We start from the raw sequence: 12,902 nt of genomic DNA, 5'->3' as shown, positions 1-12,902 counted from the left end.
CTCCATGCCTGCAACTCGTCCTGCGCGGGAACGTGCTCGGGATTGACCGGTCAATGGCTCGTGGCCCGCGCTGAAGGCGTGGCATTTCCCGGTATACTGCGCCGCACTTTTTCGAATTGCCGTCCTTTCGAAGGTTTTCCATGCGCAACGATGCCAACGATGAACTGGATCACATCCCCAGCCTGAGCGCCGACGAACGCAGGCGTGACGATTTCGCCGCGTCTCGCGATAGCGACTACCCGCCTCATGGAGCGTCGCGACACGCGCCCCTAGCCGCCCCGGCGCGCTCGGGCTCCGGTGCCCTGTGGGCGCTGGTGGGGGCCATGGCGATTGCCCTGGGCGGGGTGAGCTGGTGGAGTTTCCAGCAGATATCCCTGATGGAACAGCAACTGGTGGCGACCCAGGAAAGCTTCGCGCGGATCAGCGAGGAAGCGGCGGGCCGCATCCAGGATATTTCCGGCAAGGTGGTGGCCACCGAGTCGAATGTCACCAGCGGCAGCGAAGAGCTCAAGCTGCGTGTGCGCCAGCTGGAAAACAAACTGGCCGAGCTGACCAAGCAGCAACAGGGCGCGTCCAGCCAGCAGGGCTCGCAGGATAAACGCCTGGAACAACTGGTCGTCGATCTCAAGGGCCAGCAGGATGCCGCCGTCCAGGTCGATGCGAAGTTCGATGCACTGACCAAACAGTTGGCTGAACAGCAGGCCGCGCTGGCCGGTGTCGATAAGCTCGATGGCCAGATCAAGAACCTGGCGGGGGATATCGCCGCGCTGAAGAAGCAAGGCAACGCTAACGATGCGGTCAAGAGCCTGGAGCAGGACCTGCTGATCCTGCGCAGCGAGGTGGAGAACCGTCCGGCAGGCGGGCAGGACACCGCCGAGTTCGATGCCTTCCGCCTGCAGGTCACGCGTAATATCAGCGCGCTGCAGGCCCAGGTGCAGAACCTTCAGCAGCAGATCAACGCACGCTGAAACAGCTTCGAGCCTCAAGTCACTTGGGCTGTCTTGAGGCTCGCTGCTTGGCGCTGCTTTTCCAGGGCTGTGCTGCAGCTCAAATGACTGCATCGAGGCAAGAGCGGACACTTGTCCGATGATCGGTTTATATCCTCGTCATTCCCGCGAAGGCGGGAACCCAGAAGCGCCTTTGTATTTGGATTCCCGCCTTCGCGGGAATGACGGTTACACACATACCGTGTAAGAACGGTCATCGCACGATGTCCGCTCCTGCCTCAAAGTTGCCAGTTTGAAATACCAGATGTGGAGCAGCACGCAGCAGTCAGCGGCTGACCGCCACGGGAGCGTCGCCACCGCCTTCACGCACCCAGAACAGCGTCGCCCCGGCCACCGCCGCCGGCATCATCAGGATGTTCAGGCCGGGGACCAGCAGCGCCAGGTAGACGATGCCGCCGAAGCTCAGGCTCTGCCAGCGCTTCTCGCGCAGCCAGGCGAGCATGTCTTGCCAGCTCATCTTGTTGTTGTCGGCCGGGTAGTCGATGTATTGCACCGCCATCATCCAGATACCGAACAGAATCCACAGTGGCGCTGCCACCAGGTTCAGCACCGGGATAAAGGTCAGGATCAACAGTGGAATGGCGCGCGGCAGGAAATAGCCCAGCTTGCGCAGCTCGCGGCCGACGGTGCGCGGAATCATGGCCATCAGTTCGCCCCAACTGAATGGCGGGAAATGGTCGTGTCCACGCACGACCACCTCGACCTTTTCCGCCAGGAAGCCGTTGAACGGTGCGGCGATCAGGTTGGCCAGCAGGGTAAAGGTGAAGAACAGGATCACCAGCACCAGCAGGACGAACAGCGGCCAGATGATGTATTCGAGAAAGCTCAGCCAATTGGGCAGGCTTGGCATGAAGCCATCGACCCAGCCGCCGAATTGCTGGACTGCAACGCCGATCAGGCCGATGAACAGGATCAGGTTGATCCCCAATGGCAGCAGGACGAACAGGCGCAAGCCCGGGCTGAGCACCAGCTTGAGGCCTTCGCTCAGGTAACCGGGACCGGACAGGGCGGGAGAAGACATGCGGAGGCTCCAGGCTCGACTGACAGAGCGGCGACCTTACCGGCTTTGCCTGGCTGAATAAAGCAGTGGTCTGCTGCACGATGATGCAGGACGAGCGGGCCAGGGCGGTTTTGGCTGGCGGGTTCGAGCGAGACCGTTACGGAAAAAGGATTGGTGGACTTCAGCCCACCAATTGGCGATTCATGAACGAAGACGTTTGTTCGTTCAGATCTTGCGGGTCAGCGGCTGGCGCTCGAAGTCGACACCGGCCAGGCCGGTTTTCTGCAGGGCGCGGATGTTGGAGTGGTCATTGCCTTCGGGAGTGTCCAGCACCGAACGGTAGTGTTCGCCGAATGCGCGCAGGGTTTCTTCGTTGCTGAAGCCTTCCAGCACCGCCAGGCCCAGGGTCTTGCAGGAGCCTTCGTTCTGGCCGGCGGCATTTTCCACGTCGCCGTTGCGGAAGGCACTCTGCTGGTACAGATAATGTTCGGTGATGAAGGCCAGTGTTTCGGCGAACTGGAACTGGTCGTCGTTGAGGCGTGTGCGGAACGCTTGCAAGGTCATCAATGTTTTCTCTTTTCGAAGGCTGCCCGTTGTTCGGCGCTGGCCTCTTTCTGGTGTTTGGCTTTCCATTCGGCATAAGGCATGCCGTAGATCTCTTCGCGCGCCTGGTCCGGCGTCACGTCCACCCCCAGGTCGTCCGCGGCCGACTTGTACCATTTGGACAGGCAGTTGCGGCAGAAACCGGCCAGGTTCATCAGGTCGATGTTCTGCACATCGGAGCGCGAGCGCAGATGCTGGACCAGGGTGCGAAAGGCAGCGGCTTCGAGCTCGAGACGTTCTTGATCGGTCATGGCGGACTCCGGGCGGCGTGTGGGGCTGGCGAATGATAGAAGGGCCATGCGTGCTCGGGCAATGCCCGAGAACCCGTTCACGGTCTCGCGAGCCAGAGATTGTGAACAGGTTCTGGGCGAGCCTCAGCGGCTGGCCGTCAGGGTGATCGACACCGACTCGGCGAAGCGCAGGGCGTGCAGCTTGTCCACTTCGACCTCCGCGTAGCGCACGCTCGGGTTGCCCATTACCAGGTCGAGGATCTCCTGGGTCAGGCGCTCGAGCAGGGCGAAGCGATTCTCTTCGACGTGGCGGATCACCGCCTTGGTGATGGTACGGTAGTTCAAGGCGTGCTCGATATCGTTGTCGCGCACGGCCTCTTCGGCCGGGTAGAGGATGGTGAGGTTGATCAGCACATCCTGCTTGTTGAGGATTTCTTCCTCTTTGATGCCGATGAAGGTGCGCAGGCGCAGGTCCTTGACCCGGATGCGCGCCATGCCTGGTTCCAGTCTTGGCATTGCGAGGGTTCCTCCGTTTGAATTCGTCCGGCAGTTTAGCCGGATACGCCCCCTCAGTGTTCGTCAGAGCAGATGCCGTCCGCCATTGAGCGTCAGGGTGGTGCCGGTGACATAGGGGTTGTCCAGCAGATAACGCAGGCTCTGGTAGAGCACCTCGGCACCAGGCTCGATGCCCATGGCGCTTTGCGCCAGGCGTTTGGCCCGGTAGTCGGCGTCATCATCTTGGTTGAACATGATCAGCGCGGGCGCGATGCCGTTGACTTTTATCGCCGGAGCGAAGCGCGCGGCGAAGGATTGGGTCAGGCTGTCCAGTCCGGCCTTGCTGGCGCAGTAGGCTGGCCGCTTGGCGCTACCGCTACGGGTCACGTCGTCGCTGATATGGACGATATCGGCGGGGGTGCTGCGTTGCAGCAGTTCGGCGCAGTGCAGGTTGATCAGGTAGGGTGCGAGCATGTGCACGCTGACCATCTGCTGGAACACCGCCGCTTCGTGGCCAGGGGTTTCGCTCAGCCAGTCGGAGGCATTGTGGACCACCGCACGCAGACGGTCGGTGTGTGCCTTGAGTGTGTCGATGAACGCGAGAATGCCGGTTTCACTGGAGAAATCGGCGGCGATGGCCGTCACGCCGCGCTCACGCAGCTGTTGCACGCCCGGTCTTTCGCTGCGGTAGCTGATGATCACCGCCTGGCCTTCGTCGAGCAGGCGATTGGCGCAGTGCAGGCCCACGCGCTGACCAGCACCGGTGATGAGGATGGGAGCGGAGCTCATGAGGGCCTCGATTGATCCAGGAAGAGGCGGGCCACGTTAGCCCAGCGGCGCAGGGCTCACAAGCGTCGGCTCGCCGCCGCTTTATGCCGGAATGTCTACGTCCCCCCCGATCACGCCATCCTGCTGCTCGACTTCGATTACTGTTCAAGGTCCCAATCCATGGGCATCAGTCGCTATGTAGGCTGCCTTTCCACTCCCGAGGCGATTGCCCGGATTGCGCCTTGAAGGCACGCGAGAGCGCGGCTTCGCTACCGTATCCGACCTCTGCCGCAATCATCTTCAAAGGACGTCCGCGCCGCAGCGCTTTCTGTACGATCCGCACGCGCCAACCCTGGAGATACTGCCCTGGCGTGATGCCGACCGTCGTGCGGAAGCTCGTAGCGAACACGCTGCGCGACATCCCTGCAACGCCAGCAAGCTCCTCAAGCGTCCATTCCTTCTCCGGTGCCTCGTGCATCGCCACCAGCGCATTGCGCAGGCGTGGATGCGACAGCCCCGACAGCATCCCGCCCTTCACTTCGCCGCTTTCCATCAACTGGCGAAGGATCTGGATCATCACCACCTCGAACAGCCGTTCGACCAATGCGATGCGTCCGCAACGTTGCTCGAACGCTTCCTCGAACAGCAGCGTCAGTACTGGCTCCGCACCATTGATGTCTGCCAGTGGCAAGCAGATGACGTCCGGCAAGGCTGAGGCAATCGGGTTGGTCGCGCCACCATCGAACGACAGGTTCGCGCAGACCATATCCGCGCCGCGCTTGGCATCGGTGACGAAGCGGTGCGTCAGTGGCCGCGGGAAAAGCAGCAGGCTGGGTCGCTCAATGAGCAGTGACGATCTGCCATACCCGACCTCCACTGTGCCGCTACGCACAAGGTGCAACTGGCCGTGGTCGCCATCGCTTTCCAGGGTGCTGATTCCGCACAGTGCCCCGGCGTTGAATACTTTCGCCGACACCGGGAAATGTTCCATCAGTGCCGCCAGTCGATCAGTCATAAAATACTCCAGATCAATTTTCCAGGATTATAGGTAACCATTAGTCCTGATTTCAGGTGCACAGTACGCATCACCGGACGACAGCAGTTCGGCCCATCCAGCCCTCAGATCAGGAACTACCAGCATGTCCATCGAAAAGATCCTTTATACCGCCACGGCCACCGCCACGGGAGGCCGCGAAGGCCGCGCAACCTCGTCCGACAACGTGCTCGACGTGCAGTTGGCCACGCCGCGCGAACTCGGTGGCGCTGGCGGCACCGGCACCAATCCGGAGCAACTGTTCGCAGCCGGCTACTCGGCCTGCTTCCTCGGGGCACTGAAGTTCGTCGCCGGCAAGCAGAAGGTCGCGCTGCCTTCGGCCACCACCGTAACCGGCAAAGTCGGCATCGGCCAGATTCCCACTGGTTTCGGTATCCAGGCCGAACTGACCATCGTCGCTCCAGGCATCGACCGCGATGCGTTGCAGGCGCTGGTCGACCAGGCCCACATCGTGTGCCCGTACTCCAACGCCACACGCGGAAACATCGACGTGACGCTCGTCATCGCCGACTAACCAAAACCACACCGCACATCACAACAGGAAACGAACGCCATGAAAGTCTCCCCCCGCATCTTCGCCATCCCAATGCTGGCTATCGCCCTGCAAGCCGGTTTCGCAGCGCAAGCCGCTCAGCCGGAAACCCCGACGCAAGCGGCCGCCACAGCCACCGTCGACGGCAACTACATCGTCACCCACGACAACGTCCGCCTGTACTACAAAGACTGGGGGCCGAAGGACGGCCCGGTCGTGACCTTCAGCCACGGCTGGCCGCTCAACTCGGACAGCTGGGAATCGCAGATGATCTTCCTCGCCTCCCAGGGCTATCGCGTGGTCGCGCATGATCGCCGTGGTCATGGCCGCTCCAGCCAGCCGTGGGACGGCAATGACATGGACCACTACGCCGATGATCTGGCGGCCGTTATCGAAGCGCTCGACCTCAAGGACATCACCGCTGTCGGCTTCTCGACCGGTGGCGGCGAAGTGGCGCGCTACATCGGGCGCCACGGCACCGGACGGATCAAGAAGGTCGTGCTGATCAGCGCCGTGCCGCCGCTGATGCTGCGAACTGACAACAATCCTGGCGGCCTTCCGATCGAGGTTTTCGATGGCATCCGCAAGGCCTCGCTGGAGAACCGCTCGCAGCTGTACCTCGACCTCGCCTCCGGCCCGTTCTATGGCTTCAATCGTCCCGGTGCCAAGGTGTCGCAAGGCCTGATCGACAACTGGTGGGCGCAGGGCATGCAGGCCGGGCACAAGAATACGTACGACTCCATTGCCGCGTTCTCGGCCACCGATTTCCGCGAGGACCTGAAGAAATTCGATGTCCCCACGCTGGTGATCCACGGCGACGCCGATCAGATCGTACCGCTCGACATCTCCGGCAAGGCATCCGCCGCGCAGATCAAAGGCGCGAAGCTGATCGTCTACCCCGGCGCGCCGCATGGCCTGACCGACACGCACAAGGATCGCGTCAATAAGGATCTGCTGGCGTTCCTCAAGCAATGATCCGAATGCTCGCCGAGCCGAGCATGGATTGCTCGGCAAGCGACTCACTAGCCAGAAAGCAGGCCAGACAGGCATCCCTCGGTTTCACTCGTGGGCTGCCTGTTTTGGCATTCGGGGGCTGATTCTGGTTTGGCCGACATGAAGTGACTCCACGCGGCAGGCTTGTATGTGCTTACTTCTACCGCTATTGGCCCGGTTGTCGGGATTGCTCTTGATCTTGTTGCCTGCCAACGGTCGCTGAACGGTCTTCTGCAGCGCAGACTCTTGGACTATCGAAGCGGTACGGCTACCCGGTTCTAAGGACGCTGACGAAGAATCCTCCGCAACGCGAGGATCGCCATCGGATTCTCTTGCGCGCGATGGCCTTCGAAAATAAAACACCCTGTCAAAGCCTAGCCCTGACAGGGTGTGGGGGTGGCCCGGCACGAGGCCGGGCTTGTTCCGAGGCGGGCGGTGCTTACTTCACTTCCACTGCCAGGCTTTCGGCGATCTTCTTGTTCCAGATCGCCGGGCCGGTGATGTGCACCGACTCGCCGCTGGTGTCGACCGCGACGGTCACCGGCATGTCTTTCACTTCGAACTCGTAGATCGCTTCCATGCCCAGTTCGGCGAAGGCCAGGACCCTGGACTTCTTGATCGCCTGGGCCACCAGGTAGGCGGCGCCGCCGACGGCCATCAGGTAGACGGCCTTGTTGTCCTTGATCGCGTCGATGGCGATCGGGCCGCGCTCGGACTTGCCGATCATGCCCAGCAGGCCAGTCTGTTCGAGGATCTGGCGGGTGAACTTGTCCATCCGCGTGGCCGTTGTCGGGCCAGCCGGGCCCACCACCTCGTCGCCGACCGGATCGACCGGGCCGACGTAATAGATGAAGCGACCCTTGAGGTCCACCGGCAGTTGCTCGCCCTTGTTCAGCATGTCGACCATGCGCTTGTGCGCAGCGTCGCGGCCGGTGAGCATCTTGCCGTTGAGCAGCACGGTCTCGCCCGGCTTCCAGCTCTGCACGTCTTCCGGCGTCAGGGTGTCGAGGTTGACACGGCGTGCGCTCGGACCGGCTTCCCAGACGATTTCCGGGTAGGCGTCCAGGTCCGGCGCTTGCAGTTCGGCCGGGCCGGAGCCGTCGAGCACGAAGTGGGCGTGGCGGGTGGCGGCGCAGTTGGGGATCATGCACACCGGCAGCGAGGCGGCGTGGGTCGGGTAGTCCATGATCTTGACGTCGAGCACGGTGGTCAGGCCTCCGAGCCCCTGGGCGCCGATGCCCAGCTGGTTGACCTTGTCGAACAGTTCGAGACGCAGCTCCTCGATACGGTTCTGCGGGCCACGGGCTTTCAGCTCATGGATGTCGATCTCGTCCATCAGCACTTCCTTGGCCATCACCGCGGCCTTCTCGGCGGTGCCGCCGATGCCGATGCCGAGCATGCCCGGCGGGCACCAGCCGGCGCCCATGGTCGGAACGGTCTTGAGTACCCAGTCGACGATCGAGTCGGATGGGTTGAGCATGGCCATCTTCGACTTGTTCTCGGAGCCGCCGCCCTTGGCCGCCACATCCACTTCCACGGTGTTGCCGGGAACGATGGAGTAGTGGATGACCGCCGGGGTGTTGTCCTTGGTGTTCTTGCGGGCACCGGCCGGGTCGGCCAGGATCGAGGCGCGCAGGACGTTCTCCGGCAGGTTGTAGGCACGGCGGACGCCTTCGTTGATCATGTCGTCGAGGCTCAGGGTGGCGCCGTCCCAGCGCACGTCCATGCCTACGCGTACGAATACGGTGACGATGCCGGTGTCCTGGCAGATCGGCCGGTGGCCGGTGGCGCACATGCGCGAGTTGATCAGGATCTGGGCGATGGAGTCCTTGGCCGCTGGCGACTCTTCGCGCAGGTAGGCTTCGTGCATCGCCTTGATGAAGTCGACGGGGTGGTAATAGGAGATGAACTGCAGGGCGTCGGCGACGCTCTGAATCAGGTCATCCTGCTTGATCACGGTCATGCAAGCGCTCCTCTAAGGCGGGAACATCAGCTTATGGGACGCGCCGGACCTTAGGGTCTGTTCCCGTTTCGTCGCGGTGGTGACGAAACGGGAACAGACCCTTGCCCCCGACGCAATACAGGCCAATCAAAAGGCGCCGGATTATAGCGCGGTAGAGGGGCTGGGCACAGCGGCGAGCTCGCGGCTCGAACGGCTGCCCGAGTGGTGCTAGGTTTTTTGTGATCACAAGGGTAGAGTGCGGCATGGTGCCACTACGGGACGGAGCCCAATGAGCCCATCCAATCCACAAGGCGCACAGCACAGGTTTCAGAGCGTGCTGATCAAGCGCTTCGGCATGGCCGTCGCGACATACGCCCTGGTCGCCCTGGTGATCTGGGTGGCTGTTTATGCCGGTCTGTACCGTGGCAGCATGGCCAGCATCCAGATCTGCACCGCGTTGGTGGTGATCTCGCAACTGACGTTCCTCGGTATCTTTCACAGCGGCCTCAACCTGCGCCTGCGCGACCCCAGCCTGACCGAGGTGCAGATACTGGTTGCCCTGGCCTTGCACACATACCTGCTGGCCAATTTCAGCAGTGGCCGTGGCGCTTTGCTGACCTTCTATGTGGTGATCATGATCTTCGGCGTATTCCAGCTCAGGCCACGGGTTTTCATCCGCTGTGCCTTCCTGGCCTTTTTCGCCTTCGTTGGCGTGCTGCTCTGGGAAGCCTACCGTTTTCTCATGGACGAGCCGGCCATGGCGCTGTTGCAGAGCTTCATCCTGTTCATCGCCCTGGCCTGGTTGTGCCTGTTCAGCGGCTACGTGCATGCGTTGCGCCAACGTATGCGCCAACGTCGCTTCGCCCTGCAAGCGCACCAGGACACCATGCGCGGGATGATGCGTCAGTTGGAAGACCTGGCGGCCACCGACGAACTCACCGGGTTGTTCAACCGCCGGCATTTCCTGAAACTGGCCACATGTGAGCTGGAGGCATTGTGCCCAGGTGTCCAGCATGGCCTGGCGCTGATCGACCTGGATCATTTCAAGCACATCAATGACCAGCACGGCCACGCGGCGGGGGATCGGGTGCTGCAGACCTTCGCCAGCGTCGCCCAGGCCTGCCTGCGCGATGGCGACATTCTGGCGCGCTACGGGGGCGAGGAGTTCGTGCTGTTGTTGCCCGGTTGCGACGGCGATCGCCTGACCAGTTGCTGCGAGCGCTTGCGCGAGGCTTTCGCCAACTCCGAGCCACTGAGTTTGAAGAGCGTCAGCCTGAGCCTGTCTGTGGGGATGACCCTGTTGTGTCCGGGCGATGAGTTGAATGCGGCCCTGCAGCGTGCCGACCAGGCGCTCTACCGGGCCAAGCGCGGCGGTCGCAACCGCTGCGATGCGGCGTGGGAAGCCGCCGATGCCTGAATTGCGTGTCGGTGAGCGACGCTGGCCGGTGGCGATAGGCCGCAATCTGCTCGATGCCTTGCTCGCGGCCCAGGTCCAGGTGCCCCATGGATGTCGTGCTGGCAGTTGCCATGCCTGCCTGGTGCGTTGTATCGAGGGCGATGTTCTGGACGATCTACCCGGGGCGCTGGCGCAACACAAGCATGCCGATGGCTGGCGTCTGGCCTGCCAGTGCCGCATTGCCGGTGATCTGCAATTACAAGTGTTCGATCCATCGCTCGACGGTATTCCCGCGCGCGTACAGGCCTGCGACTGGTTGACGGACAGCGTGCTGCGCCTGCGCCTGTTGCCACTGCGATCGATGCGTTACCTGGCGGGCCAGCATGTAGTGCTGTGGGCGGTGGATGGCACTGCGCGCCCCTATTCATTGGCCAGCGTGCCGGGGGAGGACGAGTTTCTCGAGTTTCATATCGAATGCCGCCATGGCGGGCGCTTCGCCAGCGCTGCGCGAGGCCTGGTGGTGGGGGATGAGCTGCGTATCGGCGAATTGCATGGCGGCGCCTTGCACTATGACCCGCAGTGGCAGGAGCGGCCACTCTGGTTGATAGCCGTCGGTACGGGGCTGGCGCCGCTTTGGGGGCTGCTGCGTGAAGCGCGGCGGCAGGGGCATGTGGGGCCTGTTCGGCTGGTGCATGTTGCCGGCGAGCACTACCTCGAGCGTGAATTGCGGCAGATGCAGGCCGACTGGCCAGGGTTGGTCGTGGACCTGTGGCCTGATGCCGAGGCGGTCGACCTGAGGCTGGTGCCGCGCCGTACCGTGGCACTGCTGTGCGGAGCACAGTCGTCGGTGGAGCTGTTCGCCAAGCGCTTGTATCTGGCTGGCGTGCCGCGCAACCAGGTGTTCGCCGACGTGTTCATCTGACGATGGTTATCGTCATCCTGCGCAGATAAAAAGAAGCCCGGCCTGATAGGCCGGGCTCTTTTATCGCGTGTCGATGAGACCTGGATTACAGGATGCTCAGCGGGTACTCGACGAACACGCGCCACTCGTTCAGGTCTTCGCTGTAGGCCGCGTCGTTGTTGCTGTTGCGATAGATCGAGTTACGCAGCTTGAACGACAGGTCCTTGGCCGGGCCATTCTGGATCACGTATTTGGCCTGGTTGAAGAACTCGCGCTCTTTACCTTCGCTACCGCCGCCCACGTCGATGTCGTAACCATAGATGTAGGCAGTCTTGTAAGTCAGCCCTGGAACGCCGAAGGCGCCGAAGTCGACTTCGTAGCTGGCCTGGATCGATTTCTCGTCTTTCTGGTTGAAGTCAGAGTAGAAGGAGTTGGCGACGTAGATCGCATAGCCACCGTCACCGGAACCGTATTCATAGCCACGGTCGCCGCTGTTTTGCTGGTAGGCCAGGATGAATGCGTGCGGGCCTGTGCTGAACTTGCCGGCCAGGCTCCAGATGGTGTTGTCTTGGCTGCTGGCGGTCGCGGTGTAAGCACGGTCGTACTTGGTGCGGTAGATGTTGAAGTCGAAGTTCAGGGCCTGCTCTTCGGACAGTGGGATGGTGTAGTTGGCGTTGGCATATTTCTTCTTGTACGTGTCTTCGACGTCGGACGCGTACAGGGCAACGCTCAGCGTGTCGGTGATGGCGTAGCTGCCGCCGAGCAGGTCGATGCTCTTCAGGCGCACATTGTCGCTGGCAGCCGAGTACATCGAGCTGTTCTGGGTGAAGTGGCCGGCGTTCAGTTCCAGGCCTTCGATTTCCTTGCTGTTGACCAGGAAACCAGTGAAGGACTCCGGCAGCAGGCGGCTGTCATCATAGGCCAGGACCGGCAGGGACGGCATTTGGTTACCGTATTTCAGCACGGTGTTGGAAACACGTACCTTCACCGCGCCACCCGCTTGCGACCAGTCGTCGTTGGCAGGTTTGACGCCTTTGCCATTCGCCGTGTTGGAGTAAGAGAGCAGGCCGCCCATGTTGTTGCTGCCGTTGGCGGTACCGGCGCCACCATCGAGTTTCAGGCCCAGCAGGCCGAATGCATCGACGCCGAAACCCACGGTGCCTTCGGTGAAACCGGACTCGAACTTGCCGATGAAGCCCAGGCCCCAGCCTTTGCCGTCGGCGGTGCCACGATTGTAGTCACGGTTGAAATAGGCACTGCGAGTCAGGACGCTCAGGCTGGCGTCTTCGACGAAGCCTTTGGACTCGGATTGTGCGCTGGCGAAAGCCAGTTGGGTCGAACCTGCGGTCACGGCTAGAGCCAGTGCGCTCCACTTCATCACTTGCATTGGAAATGCTCCTTGGTATGGAAGAGTTGTGCTGCCCACCGGTATACGCAGTCGTGGGAAGCTCTTTCTTTTTGTGCCGGCGTAACTTATCTCACACCGACATGCTTGGCGACATTCGTGCCGGTTCTCCGGCGCTTTATTGAAGCGCGCGTCGCAAAACGATAATCCGCGTGTCGCACTTCTGTAGTAATCGAGGGTCGCCTCGTTTACAGCGCTGCATACTGCTTTCCCCAACCTCGTCTATCGAATGAAAAACGTTGTAAATCATTGTCTTGTCGAGGTGTTCGACGCTCATTCCGAACAACCGATCGCACCTGGTCATGGGCCGATAGGGGTGTCGTGAATAGCGCATTGAAGGCTAAGCAACATTCGTGCACAAAAAGTCGGACCTCGATTTCTCATGACTTTCGTGCGTTTTTCTTGCCGCTTCGACGATGTCGTTTTCAGGCAACGAAAAAACAGGTGCACCATCATGATGCAGGCCTGGAGCGCCATTTAACGAGGCTAGCACTAAAATGGTGCCGTGCAGGCGAAGCCACCCTGGATGAAGTGATCACTGCATGCAGGTATCCTGCTCGCTTCCGAAATTATGCG

General features: G+C 61.6%; 13 protein-coding genes. 5 read left to right on the top strand and 8 right to left on the bottom strand.

Going from position 1 to position 12,902, the window contains the following annotated elements:
- Positions 1-140: 140 nt before the first annotated feature.
- The gene (locus tag ACSZPK_RS08965; protein WP_437881109.1) at positions 141-968 is read left to right on the top strand and encodes an ATPase; all 828 of its coding nucleotides are present in this window, start codon (positions 141-143) and stop codon (positions 966-968) included.
- A gap of 304 nt (positions 969-1,272) precedes the next feature.
- Here ACSZPK_RS08965 and cysZ read toward each other — a convergent pair whose 3' ends face one another.
- The 6 genes from cysZ to ACSZPK_RS08935 form a co-directional block, all read right to left on the bottom strand.
- Positions 1,273-2,028 carry a sulfate transporter CysZ gene (gene cysZ / locus ACSZPK_RS08960; RefSeq protein ID WP_437881108.1) on the bottom strand — a complete coding sequence of 252 codons (756 nt, stop codon included), beginning with the start codon at positions 2,026-2,028 and terminating at the stop codon, positions 1,273-1,275.
- A 204-nt stretch (positions 2,029-2,232) separates the two neighbouring features.
- Entirely contained in the window at positions 2,233-2,571 is a 339-nt protein-coding gene (locus tag ACSZPK_RS08955) for a HopJ type III effector protein (RefSeq protein WP_437881107.1), read from the bottom strand.
- On the bottom strand, positions 2,571-2,861 hold the full coding sequence (locus tag ACSZPK_RS08950; RefSeq protein ID WP_437881106.1) for a DUF1244 domain-containing protein: 291 nt from the start codon (positions 2,859-2,861) through the stop codon (positions 2,571-2,573). The genes ACSZPK_RS08955 and ACSZPK_RS08950 overlap by 1 nt, the downstream gene beginning before the upstream one ends.
- A 123-nt stretch (positions 2,862-2,984) precedes the next feature.
- Positions 2,985-3,356, bottom strand: a complete 372-nt coding sequence (gene folX / locus ACSZPK_RS08945; protein WP_437881105.1) for a dihydroneopterin triphosphate 2'-epimerase — start codon at positions 3,354-3,356, stop codon at positions 2,985-2,987.
- A 63-nt stretch (positions 3,357-3,419) separates the two neighbouring features.
- Positions 3,420-4,124, bottom strand: coding sequence for a dihydromonapterin reductase (folM, locus tag ACSZPK_RS08940; RefSeq protein WP_437881104.1), 705 nt, complete (start codon positions 4,122-4,124; stop codon positions 3,420-3,422).
- A gap of 166 nt (positions 4,125-4,290) precedes the next feature.
- On the bottom strand, positions 4,291-5,118 hold the full coding sequence (locus tag ACSZPK_RS08935) for a cupin domain-containing protein (protein ID WP_437881103.1): 828 nt from the start codon (positions 5,116-5,118) through the stop codon (positions 4,291-4,293).
- A 124-nt stretch (positions 5,119-5,242) separates the two neighbouring features.
- Here ACSZPK_RS08935 and ACSZPK_RS08930 point away from each other — a divergent pair, with 124 nt between their 5' ends.
- Positions 5,243-5,671 carry an organic hydroperoxide resistance protein gene (locus ACSZPK_RS08930; RefSeq protein ID WP_437881102.1) on the top strand — a complete coding sequence of 143 codons (429 nt, stop codon included), beginning with the start codon at positions 5,243-5,245 and terminating at the stop codon, positions 5,669-5,671.
- A 39-nt stretch (positions 5,672-5,710) separates the two neighbouring features.
- Positions 5,711-6,664 (top strand): alpha/beta fold hydrolase, encoded by a 954-nt coding sequence (locus ACSZPK_RS08925; protein WP_437881101.1) that lies wholly within the window; start codon positions 5,711-5,713, stop codon positions 6,662-6,664.
- A gap of 457 nt (positions 6,665-7,121) precedes the next feature.
- Here the strand turns inward: ACSZPK_RS08925 and ACSZPK_RS08920 are convergent, their stop codons facing one another.
- Positions 7,122-8,645, bottom strand: coding sequence for a fumarate hydratase (locus ACSZPK_RS08920; RefSeq protein ID WP_437881100.1), 1,524 nt, complete (start codon positions 8,643-8,645; stop codon positions 7,122-7,124).
- Between the two features lie 268 nt (positions 8,646-8,913).
- On the opposite strand from ACSZPK_RS08920, the gene ACSZPK_RS08915 reads away from it, so the two are divergent.
- Positions 8,914-10,041, top strand: a complete 1,128-nt coding sequence (locus ACSZPK_RS08915; RefSeq protein ID WP_437881099.1) for a diguanylate cyclase domain-containing protein — start codon at positions 8,914-8,916, stop codon at positions 10,039-10,041.
- Entirely contained in the window at positions 10,034-10,942 is a 909-nt protein-coding gene (locus tag ACSZPK_RS08910; RefSeq protein WP_437881098.1) for an iron-sulfur-binding ferredoxin reductase, read from the top strand. Before ACSZPK_RS08915 ends, ACSZPK_RS08910 begins: the two co-directional genes overlap by 8 nt.
- Positions 10,943-11,027: 85 nt before the next feature.
- On the opposite strand, the gene ACSZPK_RS08905 is transcribed toward ACSZPK_RS08910, so the two are convergent.
- A complete protein-coding gene (locus ACSZPK_RS08905; protein ID WP_437881097.1) occupies positions 11,028-12,308 on the bottom strand; it encodes an OprD family outer membrane porin in 1,281 nt (426 codons plus the stop codon).
- Between the last annotated feature and the right edge of the window lie 594 nt (positions 12,309-12,902).

Source organism: Pseudomonas sp. LRF_L74, assembly GCF_965644255.1.
GTDB lineage: Bacteria > Pseudomonadota > Gammaproteobacteria > Pseudomonadales > Pseudomonadaceae > Aquipseudomonas.
This window is presented reverse-complemented; position numbering and strand designations above follow the sequence as displayed.